This is a genomic window from Nonomuraea sp. NPDC049378 (genome assembly GCF_055586745.1).
Genome location: NZ_JBVJHP010000012.1, coordinates 195,003 through 218,609 on the forward strand (window position 1 = coordinate 195,003; position 23,607 = coordinate 218,609).

General features: G+C 68.2%; 23 protein-coding genes, 1 tRNA gene and 2 pseudogenes. 12 read left to right on the forward strand and 14 right to left on the reverse strand.

The annotated features are described in order from the left end of the window. Position 1: 1 nt before the first annotated feature. Positions 2-499, forward strand: a complete 498-nt coding sequence (locus ACZ6SA_RS26230) for an SRPBCC domain-containing protein (RefSeq protein ID WP_465831013.1) — start codon at positions 2-4, stop codon at positions 497-499. A gap of 73 nt (positions 500-572) precedes the next feature. Here ACZ6SA_RS26230 and ACZ6SA_RS26235 read toward each other — a convergent pair whose 3' ends face one another. Then, on the reverse strand, positions 573-1,475 hold the full coding sequence (locus ACZ6SA_RS26235) for an aminoglycoside phosphotransferase family protein (protein WP_465831015.1): 903 nt from the start codon (positions 1,473-1,475) through the stop codon (positions 573-575). Positions 1,476-1,747: 272 nt separating this feature from the next. On the opposite strand from ACZ6SA_RS26235, the gene ACZ6SA_RS26240 reads away from it, so the two are divergent. From ACZ6SA_RS26240 to ACZ6SA_RS26250, 3 genes are all read left to right on the forward strand, one after another. After that, positions 1,748-2,998 carry a serine hydrolase domain-containing protein gene (locus ACZ6SA_RS26240; RefSeq protein ID WP_465831017.1) on the forward strand — a complete coding sequence of 417 codons (1,251 nt, stop codon included), beginning with the start codon at positions 1,748-1,750 and terminating at the stop codon, positions 2,996-2,998. Between the two features lie 287 nt (positions 2,999-3,285). After that, complete coding sequence (locus tag ACZ6SA_RS26245) at positions 3,286-3,771, forward strand: hypothetical protein (RefSeq protein WP_347643852.1); 486 nt, start codon at positions 3,286-3,288, stop codon at positions 3,769-3,771. Between the two features lie 330 nt (positions 3,772-4,101). Beyond that, complete coding sequence (locus ACZ6SA_RS26250; protein WP_347643853.1) at positions 4,102-5,085, forward strand: hypothetical protein; 984 nt, start codon at positions 4,102-4,104, stop codon at positions 5,083-5,085. A 179-nt stretch (positions 5,086-5,264) separates the two neighbouring features. On the opposite strand, the gene ACZ6SA_RS26255 is transcribed toward ACZ6SA_RS26250, so the two are convergent. Further along, positions 5,265-5,843, reverse strand: a complete 579-nt coding sequence (locus ACZ6SA_RS26255) for a TetR/AcrR family transcriptional regulator (protein ID WP_347643854.1) — start codon at positions 5,841-5,843, stop codon at positions 5,265-5,267. 93 nt (positions 5,844-5,936) lie between these two features. Here ACZ6SA_RS26255 and ACZ6SA_RS26260 point away from each other — a divergent pair, with 93 nt between their 5' ends. Both ACZ6SA_RS26260 and ACZ6SA_RS26265 read left to right on the forward strand, forming a co-directional pair. Further along, the gene (locus tag ACZ6SA_RS26260) at positions 5,937-7,349 is read left to right on the forward strand and encodes an MFS transporter (protein WP_465831020.1); all 1,413 of its coding nucleotides are present in this window, start codon (positions 5,937-5,939) and stop codon (positions 7,347-7,349) included. Between the two features lie 93 nt (positions 7,350-7,442). Further along, on the forward strand, positions 7,443-7,760 hold the full coding sequence (locus ACZ6SA_RS26265; RefSeq protein WP_465831182.1) for a MerR family transcriptional regulator: 318 nt from the start codon (positions 7,443-7,445) through the stop codon (positions 7,758-7,760). Here the strand turns inward: ACZ6SA_RS26265 and ACZ6SA_RS26270 are convergent. Continuing rightward, positions 7,757-8,284: a carboxymuconolactone decarboxylase family protein gene (locus ACZ6SA_RS26270; protein ID WP_465831022.1), complete on the reverse strand. Its 528-nt coding sequence runs from the start codon at positions 8,282-8,284 to the stop codon at positions 7,757-7,759. The genes ACZ6SA_RS26265 and ACZ6SA_RS26270 overlap by 4 nt on opposite strands. A gap of 531 nt (positions 8,285-8,815) precedes the next feature. Between ACZ6SA_RS26270 and ACZ6SA_RS26275 the strand changes: the two genes are divergently transcribed. Beyond that, entirely contained in the window at positions 8,816-9,343 is a 528-nt protein-coding gene (locus ACZ6SA_RS26275; protein ID WP_465831024.1) for a DUF4396 domain-containing protein, read from the forward strand. Positions 9,344-9,391: 48 nt separating this feature from the next. Here the strand turns inward: ACZ6SA_RS26275 and ACZ6SA_RS26280 are convergent, their stop codons facing one another. The 3 genes from ACZ6SA_RS26280 to ACZ6SA_RS26290 all read right to left on the reverse strand — a co-directional run bounded on the left by ACZ6SA_RS26280 (position 9,392) and on the right by ACZ6SA_RS26290 (position 10,334). Further along, positions 9,392-9,574, reverse strand: a complete 183-nt coding sequence (locus tag ACZ6SA_RS26280; protein ID WP_465831026.1) for a hypothetical protein — start codon at positions 9,572-9,574, stop codon at positions 9,392-9,394. A gap of 88 nt (positions 9,575-9,662) precedes the next feature. Next, positions 9,663-10,064 carry a DUF305 domain-containing protein gene (locus tag ACZ6SA_RS26285; protein ID WP_465831028.1) on the reverse strand — a complete coding sequence of 134 codons (402 nt, stop codon included), beginning with the start codon at positions 10,062-10,064 and terminating at the stop codon, positions 9,663-9,665. A 60-nt stretch (positions 10,065-10,124) separates the two neighbouring features. Further along, positions 10,125-10,334: a heavy-metal-associated domain-containing protein gene (locus ACZ6SA_RS26290; protein ID WP_347643860.1), complete on the reverse strand. Its 210-nt coding sequence runs from the start codon at positions 10,332-10,334 to the stop codon at positions 10,125-10,127. 150 nt (positions 10,335-10,484) lie between these two features. On the opposite strand from ACZ6SA_RS26290, the gene ACZ6SA_RS26295 reads away from it, so the two are divergent. Beyond that, positions 10,485-11,663 carry an NAD(P)/FAD-dependent oxidoreductase gene (locus tag ACZ6SA_RS26295; protein ID WP_465831030.1) on the forward strand — a complete coding sequence of 393 codons (1,179 nt, stop codon included), beginning with the start codon at positions 10,485-10,487 and terminating at the stop codon, positions 11,661-11,663. Positions 11,664-12,536: 873 nt separating this feature from the next. Continuing rightward, a complete protein-coding gene (locus tag ACZ6SA_RS26300; protein WP_465831032.1) occupies positions 12,537-14,912 on the forward strand; it encodes a heavy metal translocating P-type ATPase in 2,376 nt (791 codons plus the stop codon). Positions 14,913-14,974: 62 nt separating this feature from the next. Here the strand turns inward: ACZ6SA_RS26300 and ACZ6SA_RS26305 are convergent. The 5 genes and pseudogenes from ACZ6SA_RS26305 to ACZ6SA_RS26325 form a co-directional block, all read right to left on the reverse strand. After that, positions 14,975-15,220, reverse strand: a pseudogene (locus tag ACZ6SA_RS26305) (metal-sensing transcriptional repressor); the annotation flags it as partial. A 30-nt stretch (positions 15,221-15,250) separates the two neighbouring features. Further along, on the reverse strand, positions 15,251-17,476 hold the full coding sequence (locus tag ACZ6SA_RS26310) for a heavy metal translocating P-type ATPase (protein WP_347643863.1): 2,226 nt from the start codon (positions 17,474-17,476) through the stop codon (positions 15,251-15,253). Between the two features lie 21 nt (positions 17,477-17,497). Next, complete coding sequence (locus ACZ6SA_RS26315; protein ID WP_465831035.1) at positions 17,498-18,478, reverse strand: hypothetical protein; 981 nt, start codon at positions 18,476-18,478, stop codon at positions 17,498-17,500. Continuing rightward, complete coding sequence (locus ACZ6SA_RS26320) at positions 18,475-18,687, reverse strand: heavy-metal-associated domain-containing protein (protein WP_465831037.1); 213 nt, start codon at positions 18,685-18,687, stop codon at positions 18,475-18,477. The genes ACZ6SA_RS26315 and ACZ6SA_RS26320 overlap by 4 nt, the downstream gene beginning before the upstream one ends. Before the next feature lie 27 nt (positions 18,688-18,714). After that, positions 18,715-18,996 carry a metal-sensitive transcriptional regulator gene (locus ACZ6SA_RS26325; protein WP_465831039.1) on the reverse strand — a complete coding sequence of 94 codons (282 nt, stop codon included), beginning with the start codon at positions 18,994-18,996 and terminating at the stop codon, positions 18,715-18,717. A gap of 678 nt (positions 18,997-19,674) precedes the next feature. On the opposite strand from ACZ6SA_RS26325, the pseudogene ACZ6SA_RS26330 reads away from it, so the two are divergent. Continuing rightward, a pseudogene (locus ACZ6SA_RS26330) lies at positions 19,675-19,890 on the forward strand (tyrosine-type recombinase/integrase); the annotation flags it as partial. A 62-nt stretch (positions 19,891-19,952) separates the two neighbouring features. Here the strand turns inward: ACZ6SA_RS26330 and ACZ6SA_RS26335 are convergent. Next, a tRNA-Val gene (locus ACZ6SA_RS26335) sits at positions 19,953-20,024 on the reverse strand. A gap of 485 nt (positions 20,025-20,509) precedes the next feature. Between ACZ6SA_RS26335 and ACZ6SA_RS26340 the strand changes: the two genes are divergently transcribed. Beyond that, positions 20,510-20,926, forward strand: coding sequence for an SsgA family sporulation/cell division regulator (locus ACZ6SA_RS26340; protein ID WP_132341648.1), 417 nt, complete (start codon positions 20,510-20,512; stop codon positions 20,924-20,926). Between the two features lie 76 nt (positions 20,927-21,002). Here the strand turns inward: ACZ6SA_RS26340 and ACZ6SA_RS26345 are convergent, their stop codons facing one another. Further along, positions 21,003-21,560, reverse strand: coding sequence for a DUF305 domain-containing protein (locus tag ACZ6SA_RS26345; RefSeq protein ID WP_465831041.1), 558 nt, complete (start codon positions 21,558-21,560; stop codon positions 21,003-21,005). A gap of 135 nt (positions 21,561-21,695) precedes the next feature. On the opposite strand from ACZ6SA_RS26345, the gene ACZ6SA_RS26350 reads away from it, so the two are divergent. Then, positions 21,696-23,072, forward strand: a complete 1,377-nt coding sequence (locus ACZ6SA_RS26350; RefSeq protein WP_465831043.1) for an LVIVD repeat-containing protein — start codon at positions 21,696-21,698, stop codon at positions 23,070-23,072. A gap of 5 nt (positions 23,073-23,077) precedes the next feature. Here ACZ6SA_RS26350 and ACZ6SA_RS26355 read toward each other — a convergent pair whose 3' ends face one another. Further along, positions 23,078-23,602 carry a hypothetical protein gene (locus ACZ6SA_RS26355; RefSeq protein ID WP_347643869.1) on the reverse strand — a complete coding sequence of 175 codons (525 nt, stop codon included), beginning with the start codon at positions 23,600-23,602 and terminating at the stop codon, positions 23,078-23,080. Between the last annotated feature and the right edge of the window lie 5 nt (positions 23,603-23,607).

Consider the following 23,607-nt stretch of genomic DNA (forward strand, 5'->3'; position numbering starts at 1 on the left):
GATGACACGGAGCGTGCACACCATGAACGAGGAGAACGTGAACGCCACCCTGACCGTCGCCGTGCCCGCCGCGAGGGTGTTCGCGGTGCTGGCGGACCCGGCGAGCCACGCCGCGATCGACGGCACCGGCTGGGTGCAGGAAGCCGTCAACCAGGCGCCGCTGACCGAGGTGGGGCAGATCTTCCGGATGGACATGCATCACGCCGACCATCCGGACGGTGACTACCAGGTGGTCAACAAGGTCCAGGTGCTCGACCCGCCGCGCGCCATCGGCTGGCTGACGGGCTATGACAAGGGCGACGGTCAGCTGGAGTTCGGCGGCTGGATCTGGCGGTACGACCTCACGCCGCTCGGTCCGTCCAAGACCGAGGTCACGCTCAGCTACGACTGGTCGGCGGTGCCCGACTCCGTCCGGGCATACCTCCGGTTCCCGCCGTTCGGCCCCGACCATCTCATCAACTCGCTGCGCCACCTGGCCGAGCTCGTCCCGGGCAGGTGACGTCGTCCGTCTCTTCGCAGCACATCAACTGGATTCGAGGCGAACATCATGACCGCCACCCTGGCAGACGGCCTCAAACGCCCGCCAGAACACGATCAAGTGCCGCCCGGCCCGCAGGCCCCCAGTGCGGCTTGCCGCCGGGAAGGCCCCGATCCCCGTTCTGTCCCATGAGCATCAGGAAGAGGCTCTTCATAGCGGCCAGCCCGCGGGCGCGCCGGATCGTCGCCTCGTCCGCGTGCCCGTACGCGTCGAAGAACCGGGCAGCCGCGCCCGCGGGGAGCAGCACCCACGCGGCGCCGAGGTCCCACGCGGGATCGCCGGCGAACAAGGCACCGAAATCGATCACACCCGAGAGCGTTCCGTCCGAGACGACGACATTCGCGGGATGGAGGTCGCCGTGCACCCACACCGGCGGGCCCTCCCACTCGGCGGCCGCGACGGCATCGGCCCAGACGGCCCGGACGGCGCGGACATCGCCGACGGCGTCGGGGTCAAGGGCCTGCAAGAACTGCTCGAAGCCGCCCGTACACCTCTTGGGGTGAGCGCCGAAGTCCGAACTGGCCGGGGCCTCGGCGGGCGCCTCCACATGGAGCGCTCCGAGGAAGCCCGCCAGCGTGTCGGCCGCGTGGGCGCCGCGGCTGATCAAGCCGTGGTCCAGCGGCTCGCCGGGAACCCATGTCATCACGGTCCAGTGCTTGGGGAAGCGCCCGGACGGTTCGCCGAACCGCACCGGGGTCGGCACCGGGAGCGGCAGGCGCGGGGCCAGCACGGGCAGCCACCGCCGCTCCTTGAGCTGGAGCTCCGGGGTGGGGTCCATGCGCTGCATGCGCACGGCCAACTCGTCCCCGAGGCGCCATATCTGGTTGCCCCAGCCACCCTCCACCTCACGGATGGCCAGCCCTGCGAGATCTGGATGTTGCTCCCGAAGCAGGTCGCGGACCAGGTCTGCGGTGATCTCGATCTCGGTGTCGGTCATGCGAAGTCACAGTACTGCGCTGCTCTGCCCGAACCGGCAGTGCAAGGTGGTCCAGCCCGCAGCACCGCCTGGACCGCGAGCGACCCACCCCCTGATGGCCGAGGCCGGGTCCGTCAAGCCTTCTTCCTGATCAGGCCCAGGAGGCGCCGGCCCAGCGCCCGGCCTGACCGCCGACGGCCACACCGACTTGGTGTGAGAACTGACTTCTGTCATGCGGGACCAGTGATACAGAACACTGACCTTTGCCGAGCGGAAGGCTCATGCTGAGCGCCATGACCACTCGTCGATTCGGCACACTCGCCTCGCGGCTGGGAGCCGCGACCCTGGCCGCCGCGTTGCTCGCGGCGGCACCCGCGGCCGTCGCCGAGGACGGCGGCCTCGACCGGCAGCGGCTGCGCCAGACGCTGGACGCCGTGCACGAGGCCGGCATGTACGGCACCTCTTCGAACGTCGTGGACGGCCGGCGGAGCTGGAAGGGCGCCGCGGGCGTCGCCGACGTCGAGACCCGCCGCCCGATGCGTCCCGAGATGGTGCACCGGGCCGGGAGCATCACCAAGTCGTTCGTCACCGTGGCGGTGCTACAGCAGGTCAGCAAGGGCACGATCGAGCTCGACGCCCCCATCGGCCGCTATCTGCCGGATCTGCTCCCGGGTGAGCGCGGGCAGCAGATCACCGTACGCATGCTGCTCAACCACACCAGCCACATCGCCAACCACACCGAGGTGCTCTTCCCGACGATCGAGAGCCTGGACGCCAACCGCTTCCGCGCCTTCCCGCCGGAGGAGCTGGCGCGGGCGGGGCTCGGCGCCCCAGCGACCGGGCAGCCGGGGGTGACACCCGGGTCGTACTCGAACACGAACTTCGTCATCGCCGGCCTGCTGCTGGAGAAGGTGACGGGCACGAGTGCCGAGCGGTACATCACCGACCAGGTCTTCCGGAAGGCCGGGCTGCGGCACACGTCGTTCCCGCGTACGCCGTACCTGCCTGGGCCGAGCTCCAAGGCGTACGAGGCGCTGTTCGGCTACTTCGACCCGCCCAAGGACTACAGCGTCTACAACATGTCCTGGGCCTGGACGTCGGGTGCGGTCGCCTCGACGATGGAGGACCTCAACCGCTTCTTCCGGCTGCTGCTGCGCGGAGAGCTGCTCGACGCGACTCTGCTCGCCGAGATGCAGAAGACCGTGCCCATCCGGTCGTTGTCGGGCGCCGCGGTCGACTACGGTCTCGGGATCTTCCCTCTCGACCTGCCGTGCGGCAGGTTCTGGGGGCACGACGGGAGCGTCCCCGGCATGCAGACCTTCGCGTTCTCCGACGCCGACGGCGGCCACCAGTTCGCCTTCGGCATCAACCTGAGGAACTACCAGCAGCTCGACGAGAACGGTAGTCCTGTCACGCACGCCATCGACTTCGCGATCGGGAACCACTTGCTGGAGGCGGCGTGCGGGCCTGACGCGCGGGCGGCGACCAGGGCGGCACGGCCGCTCCCGGCGATCGGCGTGGACGGGGGCACGGCCACACCGTGACCGGCGGCGCGGGCGGGTCACCGATCGGCGGCCCGCCACAGCACCGCCGCCCTACCCCGGACGTTGAGCTCTCTCGCCGGCGAGGTAGGCGACACCCGGCTGGCCATCGGCGAGCCGGCACAGCGGTTCGGCCCGGCCACGCACGTTCTGCGGCACCGGGGTGGCATCAAGGTAGCTTTACCGGCCGCCTGTGCGTACTTATGCATGGCTACGGACGCGTGGACGCTCTTACAGTCCGGTCACGACTTGCCGACAGGCAAGCTGCCATCCAGGACCGGGAGATCATCATGGCACGTTCCAAGTGCGCAGTTGTCATCGGGCTCAGCTCGGCCCTCCTCATCCCCCTGTTCCTCACAACCGCGCTGGCGACGCCGGCGCAGGCAGCCGTCTGTGACGGCAGCCGGAGGATGTCCGAGCGGATCGCCGCCAGCGGGAACTTCTTCGAGGCCGACACTGCCTTCGGCATCCCTGGCGGGAAGGTCGTCCTCCGAGTCGGCGGGCCTTGCGCATGGGGGCTCATCGAAAGCCCCTTGCCGTGGATGCGTACGGGCTGGGTATGGCTGGAGCGCAAACAGCCCGGATCGTCGACCGTCGACAGGCTCGGCGAGCGCAAGCTGGGAGGTACGAAGTCTCGCACGCACACCGGCGCCTACACCCGGGCCGGCTACTACGTTCGTGCCTGCGGCGCGGTGCTGGACAACCGCCCGTCCAAGAACCTCGGCTACGTACCGGAACGCTTCGCCGACTGCACCAAGTGGTCGTTGTACATCTAGAGGCGCCCCGCCACGGGCAGCGAGGCGTCCAGACCACACATCTGCAGCACGCCAGGGCCCATCTCGTACGGACGGTCCAGCGGGCCGAAGGCACGCAGTACGGCGCTCAGCCCGAGGGGTTTCCCAGAAAGATCTTCTCCCCACCGCCGCACCAGGCGTGCCACGGCGACGCACCGGCTCGCCCAGTGATCATGTAGCGGCGACGGTCGTGAGCGGGCAGCCGAAGACCGCCATCGAGACGAACCGGAACCTGATCCGGCTGTCGCCGTATCACAACCACCCGCACCGAACTCTTGTCTCTACTGAGTCCCGACGACAGTGGGAGAGGGCATGTTCTCGGCGTCCAACTACGCGGCACAGCGGTACGAGAGCGAAGCGGGTCAGGAGCACCTCGAGACACTTCAGGTGCTGGTCCACCTCGCCGGACTGGAGGAGGAGGACGAGTTCGTCACCGCCGTGCTGAACGGCGTCACCTACAACGGGCCGGAGGGAAACCTCGCCTCCGACATGGAGAGCATTCGCACGGCGCTGGCGGAGGCCTCGGCCATCTACAGGCTGGGTGACCCGTGGCGGGCCCAGCTCAAGGAGTTCGCCGTGCACCTGGGCGAGGACGACTACTTCAGCGCGCAGAAGTTCTACGAAGCCCGCTCGTTCTCCCCCGACCACACGGAGGTCGTCGGCGGGCGCTCTCTGCAATTCGCCACTCCGATGGTGCTTGCCCATCCGCCGATCGTCGAGGTGAATCAGCACCTCAGGGGCGCTCTCGCCGGATACGCCTTCCAGCCCCCGACGATCTGGATACGTTTCGGTCTGTTCAAGGTTCTCACGGCGCTCAAGGCCGACGGGGACAATACGGACGCGACGAAGGCCGGCGTCCTGCAGTTCGTCACAAGCAGCCGGGTCGCCGAGTATGACGGGCTAAAAGTCGACTACTCGTTCGAGCGGTCCTTGGACACCAGCCAGCCGCCCTGGTACAAGGGCCAGACCGACGATATCCCGCCCGGTGAGCCGGTGGTCCTCATCCGCGACGACTCCCCGACATGGGCAGTGCCGACCAAGTGGCAGAAGGGCCAGGATCTTCGTAGCGTCACGATCACCGACACCTTCGAGACGTACTTAGCCGTACAAGTAGGTCCCCAGGCCTTCACAACGCTTTTCACCTGCGAATGGACGTTCCACGCCAAGTACGACATGCAAAAGCCCGGTGAGGGCAGCGCGGAGTACAGCATCACGGCTCAGAAGATCGAGACCCGCGACATCAAGGTGACCGGGCTGCCGCTGGCGCACAACGTCGAGGCGAAGGTCGTGAGCTGAGGCGACCCGCACCTCACTGTTAAGCGGGGGGTGAACGGGCGCGGTCCGGGATGACGGACCGCGCCCGAGCCTCAGGAGTCCACTGCGGCGTGGAAATCCTGGACTCGGTCACGACGACGGCGAAGCCGCAGCCGCGGGCCAGCCCCAAGAAGGCGGCTCTGCATTTCCGGACAGTGCTTCTAGCCGGTCAGCACCGATTGAACGGACTTCGTCACCATGTCACCGGCGTCGTGTGAGGGCAGGCGTCCCACGCGTACCTCGCTCGCCGCCCCGTGCAGGATGTAGTGGACGAGGCTCACCAGCCAGGTGGTGGGAAGATCGGCGCGGAAGACGCCTTGTTCCTGGCCGCGGCGGATGAGCTCGGCCATGCGTCGAGCGGGTTCGGCGTGCAGTTCGCGGACCCGGCCTGCGGGGAGGACTGTCTCGGCGGCGGTAAGCAGCGCCGCGGACTCGGCCACGATCTCCCAGCTCGACGCCAGTAGGCGGGTCATGGCTTCGTGGGCGTCCCCCGTCAGGTCGAGGGACGACAGGGTTTCGTCGCCGGCTCGCAGGGCGTCCATGAGTGCGGCTTCGACCAGGTCTGCCCGAGTGCGAAAGTGCCCGTACAGGGTCATCCGCCCGACACCTGCGGCCTGCGCGATGTCGTCCGTGGTCGTGTTCGGATCCGAACTCAGCAATGCGCGCGCTGTGGACACGATGCGGGCGATGTTGCGCTCGGCATCGGCGCGGCGCCTGGAGCGCGCGGAGGGTGCAGCCATTCCACCAGTTTAACTCGTATGTGCATATACAGGTTATAGTGTCGACTAGATCTCGTACACGAGAGTACGAGTTATGTGCATGGAGGAGAACTGATGGCCCAACCAGAAGTACGGCAGGTCTCACCCCAGGAGCCGCATCCGGCCCGGTGGCACATCCTTGGTTTCCTCGGGGTGGCCCAGCTCATGCTGATCCTCGACGTCACCGTCGTGGCCATAGCACTGCCCCACATCGGGACGGACCTCGAACTCGGCCGCGAGGCGCTGACCTGGACGGTCAGCGCCTACACGCTCACCTTCGGCGGACTGATGCTGCTCGGCGGACGGATCACGGACCTCGTAGGAGCCAAGCCGGTCGTGCTCGCCGGACTGCTTCTGTTCGCCGTCGCATCGCTGGTCACCGGGCTGGCCGGGTCCGCGGGCATGCTGGTGGGCGGTCGCGTGGCGCAGGGCGTCGGGGCGGCGCTCCTGTCGCCCTCCGCCTTGTCGCTGGTGGTGGCGCTGTTCGACGGAGAGGAGCGGAACAAGGCTCTGGGCGTCTGGTCCGCGCTGGGCGGTGGTGGCGCCGCCCTCGGTGTCCTCCTCGGCGGCCTGCTCACCGCAGGCCCAGGATGGTCATGGGTCTTCTATGTCAACGTGCCCATCGGGCTCGTGATCGCCGCAGTGCTCGCCGCTCTGCTGCCGGCCCGGCCGGCCACGTCCGCCGACCGGCCAAGGCTCGACGCCCTCGGCGCGATTCTGGTGACGTCCTCCTCCGCGTCGTTGATCTACGCCCTCATCGCCGCAGGCGAGCGGGGCTGGCTCAGCGCGCTCACCGGATGGCTCGTCCTGGCGGCCGCCGTGGGCTATGTGCTGTTCGTGCTCTGGCAGCGGCGGGCCCGGTCACCCCTGATGGACGTCCGGATGCTGGCCAGGCGGCCTGTGGCGACCGGCGCTTTCCTCATCCTGATGGCAACGGCGCTGATGATCGCCGTGTTCTTCCTGGGCACCTTCTACTTCCAGCACGCTGTCGGATACGGCGCCTTGCAGGCAGGGCTGCTGTTCCTGCCGGTGGCGCTGGCGACGATGCTCGGCGCCCATCTGACCGGACGCATGCTCGGCCGATGGGGTGGACGCCGGCTGGCCGTCGCGGGCCTGACGGTCGCGGCGATCGGCCTGGCCGTACCGGCGGTGTCGATGAACACGGTCAGCGTCGTGCTCGGCGTGGCCGTCGCGGCGGCGGGCACCGGCGCGATGTTCGTCATCGCCTCAGCGACCGCGCTCGGGCAGGTGGCGCCCCATGAAGCCGGGATCGCCTCCGGCATCGTGAGCACCTTCCACGAGTTCGGCGCCTCCATCGGAGCCGCGGTCGTGTCGAGCGTCGCAGCCGCGAGCCTGGTCGGGACCACGCTGAGCGGCTTCACCAACGGGTTCATCGTGGCGGCCGTCGCAGCGGCGGTCGGCGCCGTCGCCGCCGCGCTATTGACACCCGGCCGCACGAACCGGCAGAACCAACCTCATCCGTCCTGAGCCATCCGTGGTGCGGGGGATGACGAAGGGCATTGCACGCATCACGGCACCACCACAGAGCCCGGTCAAGACTGGTGATCCCATCCGGGATCGCTGCGCGCCCCCGCCCGCGCCGAGGGTGGCCGGCGCCGCTACAGCCGCATCGATCTGTACCGAATCGCGGTGGTCCTCCGCGCCAGGGAAGCGGGCATCGCTTGGGAGGACCTCCGCGAGATGTTCACCGCCCCGGAGCCCACCGCCCGCCGCGAGATCCTCCATCGCCACCGCCGGAGCCTGGTTCGGGCGCGTCGCCCGGGCCCAAGCGTCGCCAGAACGCATCGACTGCGCGTTGACCTGCGACCACGAGGACTTCGCCACTTACGCGGACTTCCAGGCGATGCTGACCGCCCGCGTCGCGCAGGCCGCCCCTAGGCTTCCGGCGCCGCGGGTTCGAGCCCGGCGAGGAGGTTGAACGTGCCGGTGAGCTGGTTCAGGGCGACCACTCCCGGGATCTCGGCGATGATCCTGTCACTCCAGCCATGTGCGCGCAGCTCCGCCACATCGTCGTCGCCGACGGAGGACGGCTCGGCCAGAATACGGACCGCCATCGCGATGAGGGCCGCCTCGCGCGTGTCCGTGGCCGATCCCTGACGAGCGAGTGCGATGTCGCTCTCGCTCAGCCCTGCCGCACGTGCCGCCTCCGTGTGTGCTTCCAGGCAGTAGGCGCAGCCGATCCACTCCTGCACGGCGAGCGAGATCTTCTCGCCGAGAGCACGAGGCAGCTTGACGCGCTTCATGGCACGGGACAGCTCCAGGTAGCCCTGCAACAGGGCCGGCGAATGAGCCATGGTGGCGACCATGGCTCCCACACCGCCCCTCCTGGCGACGATGTCCTCCAGGAGCTCACGGGATTTCCCGGGTGCTTCGGCGGGCTCCAGCGCGGTAAGGCGTCGCATACGATCTCCTTAGCTCCATTTATACCCCCTAAGGGTATATGGGCGGGAGGCATTCCCGCCACCTCACCGGGCCCTCCCCCGTCCTGCCCCTGTTCCGCGACGCCTCGAAGCCCGCCCGACCTCCCCGCACGCTTCCACACTCACTACCGCGGCCAGGCACACGGTCCACTCCCGCGCCGCCCGCTTCTGTGCGCAGCGTCGAGATGACGGAGACCGTGCGGCGCCACTGCGCCCACCATGGTGCAGGCCACCGGCATCAGCCGAGCCACCTGCCCCGGCCAGCGTTTCGCCTGCTCCACATACTCCTATGCGGTAGCCCCTCGGACCCGCACCACTTCACGACACCCTGCCGCCTCGCCGCAGCCAGTCACACGCCGGCCCAGCCGCAACTCTCCCAGTCCAGGTTTCGCCGCGGAGATGCCGTGCCACGCCAGCATGCAGCCCTCGCCGCCAGCCTCACTTGCCACATACCCAAGGGGGGTATAGCTTCGGGATGAATGACCTCTAACCCATACCGTTGAGGAGGGGCCGATGGCTGAGCACAACCCGCCCACGCAGGACCAGCGCGCCGTGCATGCCCAACACCACCCCACCCAGGGAACGCACCAGGGGCACACGGGCAAGGCGTCATGGTCGATGGCCGCCTCAGCCACGTTGCACTGCCTGACCGGGTGCGCCATCGGCGAGGTGCTGGGGCTGGTCATCGCAACCTGGCTAGGCTGGAGCACCGCTCCCTCCATCGCCCTGGCCGTGGTGCTGGCCTTCTTCTTCGGCTACCTGCTCACCTTGCTGCCGCTGCGCCGGGCCGGCGTGAGCTGGCGCGCTGCGATCAAGCTAGCGCTGGCCGCCGACACCGCGTCGATCCTCGTGATGGAGATCGTGGACAACGGCGTGATGCTCGCCGTCCCCGGCGCCATGGACGCCACGTTGACCTCCGGCCTGTTCTGGGGAGCCCTCGCCTTCGCGTTGCTGGTGGCCTTCCTGGTCACCACCCCGATCAACAAGTGGATCATCGGCCGGGGCAAGGGCCACGCAGTCGTACACGCCTATCACCACTGATCTCGGTCCGCGGCGGGCCGCGCAGGCCACTGCGGCCGGAGCGCCCCGTCAGGTGGGCGGCCGGTCTGCTGAGCGCTCGCGCTGCGCACGCCAGTCGCCCGTGCCGCCCCGTTCGAGCAGGCGATGGCCTTTGAAGGCGCGCACGTCCCTCATGCGAGAGGCGCTCGCGGCCAGCGGCAACCAGGCGGTCACGCTGGTCCGCTTCCCGGACGTCCCAATGCGGACGGACATCACGCCATCAGGCGCTGCCATCGGCGTCACCCGACCTCGCGGGACATGACCCGTCCGGGCGTCCATCGCGCTCGGACGGGTCATGAAATCAGAGCCGGTCGAGGATCTTCTGCAGTTCCTCCACCTCGGCCTGCTGCGTGGTCTCTATGGTTGCGGCCAACTCTTTGGCCTGCGGGTTCGACCCACCGGCCTGCTGGGTGCGGGCCATCTCGATCGCGCCCTTGTGGTGGGCGATCATCCGCTGCGCGAACAGCTTGTCGAACTCCGTGCCCTTGGCCGCCTTGAGCTTGGTCATCTCCTTCTCGGACATGACGCCGGGCATGTCGTGTCCCATGCCGCCCTCCGGCGCGGCCTTGCCCCACCCCGTCAGCCAGCCCTTCATGGTGCGAATCTCCCGGGAACGAAGGCATGTCACGGCACCTGCCGGTGTACTAGTGCGGCTCGTAGCACCTGCCAGGAGCCGGCCGGGTGCCGGCACACACAGATGCACGGCACCCGGCCGTCAACCGTTCACCGCGGCTCTCCCGCCAGGGCCCTCTTCGAGGCCCGGTCAGGCGGAGACCAGCTCGTAGCCCGCTTCTTCTACGGCATCGCGCACAAGAGCTTCCTCGATCGGCTCGTTCCCCGTCACGGTTACCTGGCCGGTGGCCAGGTCGACATCGACCGCCGTGACACCGGCGATCTTGCCGACTTCGGCCTTCACGGTGCCCACGCAGTGGCCACAGGTCATCCCACTTACGGTGTAGGTCGCATTGCTCATCATGACTCCCCTCGACAAATACCCCTATCAGGTATACGGGCGAGTTGACCATACGGCAGCGCAGCATCTCTGACAACCGTAACCCCCTATGGGTATATGAGATCTAAATCACGTTCACACATATACCCCTTAGGGGTATGGTCGTCCCTCATGAGAGAACTCAACTCCATCGCCATCGTCGGAGCTTCGCTGGCTGGCTTTCGTGCGTTTCAGGCTCTGCGACGTGAGGGCTTCGACGGCACGATCACCCTGGTAGGGGCTGAGAAGCACCTTCCCTACAATCGCCCCCCGCTGTCCAAGAGCATGCTCAGGGGCGATGACGAGGTCACTCTCCCAGGCGCCGAGGAGCTCGGCAACCGCTGGCTACAGGGCCGCCATGCCGTACGGCTGGCCCCGTCTCAGCGCCGGCTCATCCTGGACGATGCCTCGGAAATTCGCTACGACGGCCTGGTCATCGCCACCGGCGCCCGCCCACGCCACCTGCCGGACACCCCCGACGGCGTGTACACCCTGCGCACCGTCGAGGATTCCCTGGCGCTGCGCGCCGAACTGGCCGCAGGACCCGGCGACGTCGTCGTGATCGGCGGTGGCTTCATCGGAGGAGAGGTCGCCTCGACCGCTCGAGCCCTCGGGCTCGGCGTCACCCTCGTGGACACGTCGCCGCACCCGATGGAGAAGGTCGTCGGCGCCGAGACCGCACGCTGGCTGGCCGCCCATCACCGGGACAACGGCGTCGAACTCGTCACCGGGACCCGCGTGACCGGCTTCGATCAGAACGGCAGGGTAACGGGCGTGCGATTGAGCGACGGCCGGACGCTGCCCGCCGACCTGGTCATCGCGGGCATGGGCGTCGTCCCGAACACCGACTGGCTGGAAGGCAGCGGGCTGACGCTGAGCGACGGGGTGGTCTGCGACGAGCGCCTGTTCGCGTCGGGAGCGGAGGACGTGGTCGCCGCGGGTGACGTGGCACGCTGGCCGCACAGCCTGTACGGCGGCGCCATGGTACGCGTCGAACACTGGTCGAACGCCAACGACCAGGGCGCCGCCGCGGCGCTCAACCTGCTGGCCGGTCCGGACAACGCCAAGCCCTTCGCCGACCTGCCGTCCTTCGCCACCCACGTGCACGGCGCCCGCATCCAGACGGCCGGCCTGCCGCACCTGGCGGACGAGACCCGCGTCGTGACCGGCGACCCGCGCGAGGGGCGGTTCGCCGTCGCCTTCGCCAAGCACGGCGCTCTGGTAGGCGCCGTCGCGGTGAACGCGCCCAAGGACCTGATCCGCGTCAAACGCGCCATCCTGGCGGGCGATCGCCTGGCTTCCCTGGTGTGACGAGAAGACACGCTGAGGCCACGCTTCTACGATCGCCGGTAGCATGTGAACAGACCCGGGTGGAGGGACTGTCACATGGTGCGTGGCCCAGGAGAGCTCGAGTCCACGACCAAGACCACATGGGCTTTGCCATCACCGGCCCGAAGACGTTCCTGGCCAGCGGACACCCCTCGCCCGAGGACGTCTCGCCGGAACACCCGCCCCACCTCGGCCTTGTCAAGTCGACGGACTCCGGACGCACCTGGAAGACGCCGTCGGAGGACGGCTCCGCCGACTTCCACTCCATCCAGCCCGCCGGCGCCGAGCAGCCGTCACGCGTCTACGCCACCACACCCGACGGGCTGAAGGTCAGCACCAACGGCAGGCTGCACCACAGCAAGGTCACGAAAGCCCCCCTCCTCAGCCACATCGACGTCCTCGCAGGCGACGTGCTCGTAGAGCGGGAGCCGAGGGCCGAATCCACATCAGCCAGGACTCCGGGAAGACCTGGTCCGCCTCCGGCAAGCTGCCTGGTCAGGCAGCCGCGTTCACAGCCGTGGACCGCCGGCGTCTGCTCGCTGCCACGGGTGCTCTCCCTCTCGCACTGTCACGTTCAGCCGAGAGCGGCGGTCAGCTCGCGCTGCTTCTCCTGGTCGACGTGGCCGAGGTCCTGTGGATACGCGGAAAGCATCTCCGCAACCTGTGAAGTCATGTTCCCTCCCGTCGCGAGTGACGGCCCTACCCAGCAATCGAGGCGCCCCAAGCACATCTACGATCAGCCGCAGTAGTACAGCCCAATGCCGTATGCAGCACCTCCGGACTGACCAAAGCCTTAGCGGGTACCGGTTCTACGATGAGCCATCGTGAAGTAGAGCTCTGTGGGAGGTGACAACCATGAGCGACTACGTCCCTGATCGACCTGGCGAAGACAAGGAACCCAGCACTGCGATCCTTGACGTCAGCGGGCTGCACTGGGCTTCCGAACAGAACGTCGTCGTGGCCACCCTGGGCCGGCGCCCAGGCGTGCTGCAGGTCGAGGCCAACGCTGCCGCCCAGACGGCGACGGTGCGTTTCGATCCGCGCGTCACGTCCCTCGCCGAGCTGCGTACGTGGATCACCGAATGTGGCTATCACTGCGCCGGGCAGTCGGTGCCCTCTCACATCTGCGATCCCATGGCTGAGCCTGACCCGCCAGGCGCGAGCGCCGTGGCTGCGCCCGCTGGTCACGCAACGCATGCCGAAGAAACGGCGTCACCTCACGACATGATGGGACACGGCGGCCATGCCGGGATGTCGATGGCCTCGATGGTCACCGACATGCGCAACCGCTTCCTGGTGGCCGCGATCTTCTCCATCCCGATCGTGTTGTGGTCTCCGATCGGCACGGAGGTGTTCGGGCTGGACCTGCCTGTCCCGTTCGGATGGCGTCAAGACGTCTGGGCGCTGCTGCTCAGCCTGCCGGTGATCTTCTACTCGTGCTGGATCTTCTTCGACGGAGCCGTCCGCGCACTTCGCGCCCGCACCCTCGACATGATGGTTCTCGTCGCGGTCGCGGTCGGCGCCGGCTGGTTGTACTCCCTGGTCGTCACGCTCACCGGCGGCGGCGAGGTGTTCTACGAGGCCGCCACCGTCCTGGCCGCCTTCGTACTGCTCGGCCACTGGTTCGAAATGCGGGCGAGGGGCGGCGCCAACGACGCCATCCGTGCCCTGCTCGACCTGGCCCCGCCCAAGGCGACGGTTGTTCGTGATGGTCAGCCGGTCGAGGTCCCGACCGCCGAGGTGATGGTCGGCGACCTCCTGCTGGTCCGTCCTGGCTCCAAGATTCCGGTCGACGGCACCGTCGAAGAGGGTCAGAGCGAGGTCGACGAGTCGATGGTCACCGGCGAGAGCCTGCCGGTGCACAAGGAGCCGCGTTCTGCCGTCATCGGTGCCACCGTCAACCGCAACGGCACGCTCAGGGTGCGCGCGACCAAGGTGGGAGCCGACACCGCCCTGGCACAGATCGTCCACCTCGTCCAGCAGGCGCAGAACTCCAAGGCGCCGGGGCAGCGGCTGGCCGACCGGGCGGCGTTCTGGCTCGTCCTCGTGGCATTGATCGGAGGGGTCCTCACCTTCGCGGTCTGGCTGCTGGCCGCAGGGCAGCCGTTCAGCGTCGCGATCCTGTTCGCCATCACGGTCGTCGTCATCACCTGTCCCGACGCGCTCGGCCTGGCGACCCCCACCGCCATCATGGTGGGCACCGGGCTGGGGGCCAAGCGTGGGGTGTTGTTCAAGAATGCGATGGCGCTCGAGTCCTCGGCCCGCATTCAGGTCGTGGTGATGGACAAGACCGGCACCTTGACCAAGGGCGAGCCGGAGGTCACCGATGTGGTGGCAGGTGACACGCTGCCGGACGACGAGTTCCTGCGCCTGGTCGCTGCCGTCGAGCGGGAGTCAGAGCATCCGCTGGCCGAGGCGATCGTCCGGCACGCGGATGGCCTGGGCTTGGCGCCGATGAGGGCCGAGCACTTCGAGAACGTCCCCGGACACGGCGCTGTCGCGCAGGTCAACCGGCGCAAGGTCGTGGTCGGCAACCGGCGGCTGCTGGAGCGGGAAGGGGTGGAGCTCGGGAAACTGGCGGGCAGGCGGCGGGAACTGGCCGAGGGCGGCCGCACCGCCGTCGTGGTCGCCGTGGACAACACGGTGGCCGGCATCATCGGCATCGCGGACGCGGCGCGGGACACGTCCTCTGCTGCCGTTGCCACGCTGCATGAGCTCGGCGTCGAGGTGGTGATGCTCACGGGAGACAATGCCGCGACCGCGGAGCGGATCGCGCGGCAGCTCGGCATCGACACCGTGATCGCCGAAGTGCTCCCGCGAGACAAGGCGGCCAAGATCGCTGAGCTCCGGGCAGGCAGCCGCAAGGTGGCCATGGTCGGGGACGGCGTCAACGACGCCCCGGCACTCGCCCAGGCCGACCTGGGCATCGCCATCGGCGCCGGCACGGACGTGGCCATCGAAACCGCCGATGTGGTGCTGATGCGCTCCGACCCGCTGGACGTGCCCACGGCCCTGCGCATCGGCCGGGGTACGTTGCGCAAGATGCGGCAGAACCTGGGCTGGGCCATCGGCTACAACGCGCTCGCCCTGCCTGTCGCCGCCGGGGTGTTCGAGCCGGCGTTCGGGCTCGTGCTTCGGCCTGAGATCGCCGCGCTGTCGATGTCGGGATCGAGCGTGATCGTGGCCGTCAACGCCCTCGCGCTCAAACGGCTGCGCCTGCCCTCTACGTGAGGAAAGGCGGGTCGAGAACGCACCAGCCTGGCGACGGCGTCGCCGGGCTCCTTGACTTCCGCCTCGGCATCCGGGCCGCCCTGGCGGGTGGCTTCGGAGACGCAGTGGGCAAGGTGCTCCTCAGGCAGGGCCAGGGAGAATGACTTCAGTGCGCTGGTGGCCGCGGAGACCTGGGTCAGGATGTCGATGCGTGCTGCGTCTGGCAGCACAGCCGGCCGTAGAAGCCGCGCGGTCGGACCGGTACGGGTCGAGGTCGCTCCCGATCGCACCCGATCCGCGGCACCTGAGCAAGAGGAGGATGGCTCCACGCCGTACGGCGTGGAGCCATCCCGGCACTGCTACTTGAAGCGCCGCAGGCGCAGGCTGTTGCTGACCACGAAGACGCTGGAGAACGCCATCGCCGCTCCTGCGATCATCGGGTTGAGCAAGCCGAGCGCCGCCAGCGGCAGGGCGGCCACGTTGTAGGCGAAGGCCCAGAACAGATTGCCCTTGATCGTGCTGAGCGTCTTACGGGACAGCCGGATGGCGTCGGCGGCTACCCGCAGGTCGCCCCGTACCAGTGTGAGGTCGCTCGCCTCTATGGCGGCGTCGGTGCCGGTGCCCATGGCCAGCCCCAGGTCGGCCTGGGCCAGCGCGGCAGCGTCGTTGACCCCGTCACCGACCATGGCCACGACCTTGCCCTCGGACTGCAGGCGCTTGACCACGTCGACCTTGTCTGCGGGCAGCACCTCGGCGATCACCTCGTCGATGCCCACCTCGGCCGCGACGGTCTTGGCCACGGCCTCGTTGTCGCCGGTCAGCAGCACCGGTGTGAGACCGAGGGCACGGAGCTGGGCGATGGCCTCCTTGCTGGTCGGCTTGACCGCGTCGGCCACCACGAGCACCGCCCGTGCCTGGCCGTCCCAGCCGACCGCGACCGCGGTGCGGCCGCCGGCTTGGGCCTCGTGAAAGTCCCGTTCCAGGTCGGCCGGAAGGTGCTGGGACCACTCCTCCAGCAGCCGGGGGCGGCCGACCAGGACCGCGTGGCCGTCGACGATGCCTTGAACGCCGAGCCCTTCGACGTTGGCGAAATCCTCCGGCGCGGGCAGTTCGCCGACGCGGGCAGCGGCACCCTTGGCTATGGCCTGGGCGATCGGGTGCTCGGAGGCGTATTCCAGCGCACCTGCCAGGCGCAGCACCTCGTCCTCGCTCGTCCCCTCGGCCACGTGGACGGCCGTGAGGGTCATCCTGCCCTCGGTGACCGTGCCGGTCTTGTCCAGCACCACAGTATTGATCTTGCGGGTGGACTCCAGCACCTCCGGCCCCTTGATCAGGATGCCGAGCTGCGCGCCTCGGCCGGTCCCGACCAGCAGCGCAGTCGGCGTGGCCAGACCGAGTGCGCACGGGCAGGCGATGATCAGCACCGCGACCGCCGCCGTGAAGGCCGCCCCGACACCGTCGCCGGTGCCGAGCCAGAAGCCCAGCGTACCGAGGGCGAGTGCGATCACGATCGGCACGAAGACGCCGGAGATGCGGTCGGCCAGCCGCTGCACCTGCGCCTTGCCGGTCTGCGCCTCCTCGACCAGCTTGGCCATCTGGGCCAGCTGGGTGTCGGCGCCGACCCGGGTTGCCCGGACGATGAGCCTGCCGCCCGCGTTCACGGTGGCGCCGGTGACCGCATCGCCCACGCCGACCTCGACCGGGACGGATTCGCCGGTGAGCATCGAGGCGTCCACGGCCGAGGAACCTTCCTCGACCACGCCGTCAGTAGCGATCTTCTCGCCCGGCCGGACCACGAACCGGTCGCCCGCCGTGAGCTGCTCGACCGGCACGCGCCGGCCGTCGGCCAGCTCCACGTCCTTGGCGCCCAGCTCCAGCAAGGCCCTCAGCGCAGAGCCGGCGCGCCGCTTGGAGCGGGCCTCGAAGTAGCGCCCGGCCAGGATGAACGCCGTCACCGCGGCGGCCGTCTCCAGATAGATGTTGCCGGAGCCGTCGGTGCGCTCGATGGTGAACGTGAACGGGTGCGTCATGCCGGGCGTGCCGGCGGTGCCGACGAACAGCGCCCACAGCGACCAGCCCAGCGCGGCCAGGGTGCCGACCGAGATCAGCGTGTCCATGGTGGCCGCGCCGTGGCGCAGGTTGGTCCAGGCTGCCTTGTGGAAGGGCCAGCCCGCATACGCCACCACGGGAGCGGCCAGTACCAGCGACAACCACTGCCAGTTCGTGAACTGCAGGGGCGGGATCATCGCCATGGCCACCACCGGGACCGACAGCACCACGGAAGTGATGAGGCGGTGGCGCAGCGGCTGGAGCTCGTCCTCCGGCTCCTGCTCGGCCGCCTCCGTTGTGGGCGGGGCGGGCAGCGCGGCCGTGTATCCGGCCTTCTCCACCTCCGCGATGAGCTGCTGCGGGTTGACGTCCTCGGGGAAGGTGACCTTCGCCTTTTCCGTCGCGTAATTGACCGTCGCGGTCACGCCGTCCATCTTGTTCAGCTTGCGCTCGATGCGGTTGGCGCACGAGGCGCAGGTCATGCCGCCGATCGAGAGCTCGACCGCGTTCTGCCGGTCATCGGTGACCTGGGTCATCACCGTTCTCCTTTCTCTCGCTCAGTGGCTGTGGCCGTCGTCGGCGTGCCCGGTGGATGTGGGCGTCGGCGTGGAGGTCGGGATCGCCGGCCGCTCCCCAGCGCCGAGGGTGAAGTCCGCGGTGCGGACCTCGCCCTTGTGCTGGAAGTCGAGGAACAGCCGGTAGTCGCCGGTGCTGGGCGCTTCGGCATAGAAGACGATCTCCGGCCCGGGCTCGGTCTCACCGTCGCCGGGCTCTCCGTCGGGATGGACGTGCAAGTAGGCAAGGTCCCTGGCGCGCAGCGCCACGACGTGGCCGTAGGCGCCGAGGTAGGGCTGCAGGTCAGTGACCGGCTTGCCGTCCTTGCTGACCTTGAGGGTGAGCTTGCTCGACTGGCCGGGCGTCAGCTCGCCGTCGAGGGTGACCTCGTATCCGTCGACGCTCGCCGTACGGCTGGCCTGCGGCAGCGCCTTCGGCTCGAAATCGCCGGCGACGAGCAGGTCTGTGCCCAACGTCAAAGCCTTGCCACCCGTGGGGACGAAGTCGGCGAAGGCCCGGTACGCTCCCGCGCCGGGCAGGGTCAGCTTGACCGACCAGACGCCGTCACCTGCTTCGGTGGGGTGGAGATGCAGGAAGGTGCTCAGGTCGCGGGACACGACGATGAAGTGAAGCTTCTTGTCGTGCTCAACCTGGTAGTCGGTGACCGGCTCACCGTCAGGCCCGGTCACCGAGAAGCGGAAGTCGGTCGGCTCATCCGGCTTGATCGTCGCGGTGAGCGGGTGAAGGGTGTAACCGCTCTCGGACACTTGGAGCCCTCCGGGGGTATCGTCCTCCACCTGCTCGGTGGCGTGCTCCCCGTGGCCCGCACTCGCGCTCGCGCTCGCGGTGGGCGCTGTCATGGCGGCGTGGTCCTCGGCCGGGGGCGTCCCCACCGGTCCCACCACCTTGCCCGCGCCCAGAGCACCGCCGAAAACGACGGCCAGTCCCAGGACGTATGAGCCGAGCTTGACTGGGGTGTTCACCGGTTCGCCACCTCGTAACCGGCCTCTTCAACGGCAGCGATGATCTTGGCTGAGTCAATAAGGCCGTCGCTGTCCACGGTCAGCAGCCCGGTCGCCAAGTCCACCTCGACGTTGGCGACCCCGGTCACTTCGCTGACCTCCTCCCTGACCGAACTGACGCAGTGGCCGCAGGTCATGCCCTTGACGGTGTAGGTGGATGTGGTGCTCATATCGGTCTCTCCTTCAGGTCGGCAGGGTCAGGAACGCACGAGTCTGGCGATCGCCTCGGAGGCCTCCTTGACCTTGGCGTCAGCCTCCGGCCCGCCCTTCAGCGTGGCCTCAGTGACGCAGTGGGCCAGGTGCTCTTCGAGCATCGACAGGGAGAACGACTTCAGCGCGCTGGTCGCCGCCGACACCTGAGTCAGGATGTCGATGCAGTATTTGTCGTTTTCGACCATCCGCTGCAGCCCGCGGACCTGCCCCTCGATACGGCGCAACCGCATGGCGTGGTCCTGCTTGCTACCGCTGTATCCGGCCATGTCCACCCCTCCCCTTGTCGATCGCCCAGAACAACACCATACCCCCCTACCGTATTCCTGGCAAAGCAGGGCGGCGCCGCCGTTCACTTCGCCAACGACTCCTTGGATGACTCCAGGAACTGGCTCGACATCGGAATGACTGTCGGCGCCGCTCTGGCCGGCACCGTCGCGACGGCATCACTACCTACCCTACCGGGGTACCGCTCCGTTCCTGATTCTGCGCGAGGTGGCTCGGGTTGAGCGGCTCGCCAGTCGGTCGGTGCCCCGCCGGCGCAAGGCGTGGCGCGAAGGCGGGACGCAAGCGCTGCTGTCCAGAGCCGTCCTCTTCGGCTACCACCGCGTGGCGCCCTCCGAGCGGCTGTGGATCTGGGCCATCGACCTGGATCAAGCCCGGAAGGACCCGCCACTCTCTTGACCTGCGTCAGGCGAGCCTTCCCGTCAGCGTTCGCAGCGCAGGCTCATACCTACTTCTCTACGATGTAGATCCATAAGACCCTTGCGCGACTTCACCTTGCGGATGGCAACGTCGCGTGGAGTGGACCCGGCACACCAGTTGGACATCCCAGACCACCTGGACCGCAGCGAGCGCGCCGAGACCTGCCGCGCCGTACGCTCCAGTTCCCTCATCGGTGTGTCCGTGCCCAGGTCGTACTCTGGGAGCACCTGGACGCCCGTGGAATGCCCCCGGGCGAGGACGATCAGGCACGTCTGGTGTTCGCCACCCGAAACGGCACCGCGATGAGTGCGGGCAACGTCCGTCGCGAGTTCCGGCGGGTCATCACCAGGGCCGGCCTGGTCGGTTCCGAGTGGACCCCTCGGGAGATGAGGCACAGCTTCGTGTCGCTGTTGTCGGCGGACGGCGTCCCCATCGAGAACATCCCCCGGATGATCGGACATGCCGCCCTAGAAGATCAAAAAGGCCACGTCCCGCGTTGGGAGGTGGCCTTTGACCTCGGTGGGCGATACTGGGATCGAACCAGTGACCTCTTCGGTGTGAACGAAGCGCTCTCCCGCTGAGCTAATCGCCCGCCCTGCCGGCTCCGCTTGGTGCCGACGGGGAAAACCATACCGCACTCTGGCGCCTGCTGGCGAAGCGATGTGATCAGAAGGGGGTGGGCCGGGCGGCGGGAGGGGGTCGGCGAGGGTCGGATCGGCGCAGCCGTAGGGATTCGGGTGAAACGCGGCGGTTGCCCATCGGCATGGCGGGTCGGTGGCATACCATCAGTCGTGTTCCGGAAGACGCCGGTCGCGATCATTTCGCAAGAAACGTTCATGACCGACGCCTCCGGAACACGGTCCACCGCACGCAAAACCCTTGCAAATACGACCCGATTGATGCCGTTTAGCCTGGTAGATGCCCAAATGTCCAGCTGTGATGTGCGTTACAGAAGGCCCTAGGAGCGGAATCTTTCCTACGGGTTTCTTCGTTCCCTGCGTCATGGCTCAGGACGAAGTCCATCAGAGCAGTGAAAGCCCCGTAGAGGGGACCTACGACGAAAAGGTTTGGCTGACGATGAACAGCACCACCGTCTCCGCCGAGCTTGGCCTTCGGCTTGTGGTCCCCGACCGTACAACCGTCCCCCTGCTCGCCGGGTTGAGTTACACAGCTGACGACCCATACGCCATCCGCATGGCCTTCCACGTAGGGAACGACGAGCCGGTCGAGTGGATCTTTGCTCGCGAACTGTTGACCGTGGGCATCGTGCGACGTGTCGGCGACGGCGACGTGCAGGTGTGGCCCGCCCGTGCCGACGGCGAGCGCACGCTGCACATCAGTCTCACGTCACCGTTCGGGCAGGCGCTCTTCGAAGTGCCGCTGGCCCCGCTCACGGAGTTCCTCCACCGCACGTACGAGAAGGTGCCCGCGGGCCGCGAGACCGACTTCATGGATCTCGACAGCGAGCTGACCAACATGCTCTGGCCCTCGTGACCGGAAGCGACCTCGTGACCGGAAGCGACCCCGTGCCCCCGGTGTCCCCCGGCCGGAGCACCCTCCGGCCCCGGCGCTAGGCCGGCAGCGATTCCAGCACCCGCTTCATGCGGGTGATCTCAATGCTCTGACCCGAGTACACATCCTTGGCGAGCAGCCGCATGCGTCGGTCCCGGCCGGTCGCGAGCTGCTCTCCCGCCATCTTCACCGCACCCTGGTGATGTCTGATCATCAGCTGGAGGAACAACCGGTCGAAGGCGGTCCCCTTGGCCGCGCCCAGCGCGTTCAGCTGCTGCTCGGTCGCCATCCCGTAGCCCTCGGCCTCCCCGTGGTCGTGTCCCGACGGGGCGGAGCGGCCCAGCTCGGCGAGCCAGTTGGTCATGCCCTTGATCTCCGGCAGCTGGGCGGCGTCGATCGCGCGGGCGATCGAACGGATGGTGGACGTGGTCGTGCGGTCTTCCACGAGCGCCGTCATTTCCAGAGCCTGGCGATGATGCGGGATCATGGCCTCGGCGAAACGTACGTCGGAGGCCACGGTCGGGGCGGGCGTCTGCCCGAGCCGCTCCCCCGGTGTCGCCGTGCGCCCCTGGCCTCCTGGGCTGCCGGGCACGATGACCGGCGCCTCCGTACCCACGGCAGAGGGTTGGGCAGACGGCTGCGAGCAGGCGCTTAGGCCCAATATGGTCAGAACCGTGATAAAGACCGTGCGCGGCGTCGAACCTGCTGACATAGCTTCCATACTGAGCCACAACATGAAGGGGAATGCGCGTTGATCTCTGCCAAGCTGCGCGGAGCGTTGCTGTGTACGGTCATGCTGCTGGCCTCCGCGTGCGCCGGAGTCCCGCTGGGGGGCATGCCCGAAACGCCCGCAGGGTCGTCGCAGGAGACCGGCGCTCCAGCAAGAACCACCGCGGACGGCGTGATGAAGAGCGACAATGTGGAACACGTCGCCAACATTCCGAGAACTGCCCCGTTAAACGGTTCGGAAGACCTCAATACGGACCTCGCCTTCCAGGGCGACTACGCGTACATGGGCAACTTCGGCGGGTTCACGATCTACGACATCAGCGACCCGACGAAGCCGCAGATCGTCAGCCAGGTGTCCTGCCCGGCGCAGCAGAACGACGTCACCGTCTACGGCGACCTGCTCATCCTGTCGATCGACGAGCCGCGCAGCGGCCCGGAGTGCGACTCCCGCGATGACCGCCGCAGCTGGGAAGGTCTGCGCATCTTCGACATCAGCGACAAGAAGAGCCCCAGATACGTCAGCGCGGTCCAGACCGACTGCGGCTCCCACACGCACACGATGGTCCCCGCCGGGGAGACCTTGTACGTGTACGTCTCCTCGCCGGGCCCGGAGCCCGAGTCGGAGACCTGCCAGCCGCCCCACGAGCTCATCCAGATCGTGGAGATCCCGGTGCAGGACCCGCGGTCGGCGAAGATGGCGGCGAAGCCGGACCTCTTCCCTGAGCGCTCCAACAGCGAGGGCGGCTCCGGCTGCCACGACATCACCGCCTACCCGGAGAAGAACGTGGCCGCGGCCGCCTGCTTCGGCGACGGTGTGATCATGGACATCACCGACCCGGTCGAGCCGAAGGTCGTCCAGCGGCTGAACGACCCTGAGAACTTCCAGATCTGGCACTCGGCGACGTTCAACAACGACGGCACCAAGATCGTGTTCGGTGACGAGCTCGGCGGCGGCGCCATGGCCACCTGCGACAGGAACACCCCTCCCACGAAGGGCGCGGACGCCGTCTACGACCTGATCAACGGCCAGTTGGAGCGGCGCAGCTACTTCAAGATCCCGAGGGAGCAGCAGCCGGACGAGAACTGCGTCGCCCACAACGGCTCCCTGATCCCGGTGCCGGGCAAGGACGTCATGGTCCAGTCGTGGTACCAGGGCGGGGTGTCGATCTGGGACTTCACCGACTCCGCCAACCCGAAGGAGATCGGCTTCTTCGAGCGCGGGCCCGACGAGACCGGCGGCACCGTGGGCTCCTGGTCCGCGTACTACTACAACGGCTACATCTACTCCAGCGACATGCGCCAGGGCCTCGACGTGCTGCGGATCGACCATCCGCTCACCGACCCGGCCAAGCAGGTCAGGATGGACGACTTCAACGTACAGACGCAGAAGTCTTACTGAAGGGTTCAGTGCGCCTCGGTGGCCCCCCAGGACGGCCAGCAGTGCTTCGACCGCGCCGCCGCGCCCGCGATGGCGGCGCCGTCGAGCCGCACGATCTCGAGGCCGATGCCGGCCCACGGCCACTCCATGGTGAGGACGAAGTCCTCCGGCGGCGGCAGCGGATGCAGCCACAGGGGCGTCTGGTAGAGGGTGAACGTCGCGTCGCCGCGCACGCCGCCGGGAAACCAGGAAAGGCTCGGCGGCGCGCAGTGGTGGTCGGCGTCGGAGGCGACTTCGGCGCCGTCCGGATAGCGCAGCGTGATGTGCAGCGACGTGCTCTCCTCGCCGGAGAACGCGGAGTCGAGCTGCAGCGCCAGGCCGCGCGGCGCCGCGGCGTTGCGGGCCACGACGTCGATGTTCAGCAGGCAGCCGGTGTCGAAGGCCTGGATCATCGGCAGCAGGACGGCTAGGGCGGGGGTTCGGGCGAGCACACGCTCCACCGTGACAATGGCACCCATGGTGGAGATCGGCGGCACCGGGGCTGTCTCCATGTCCC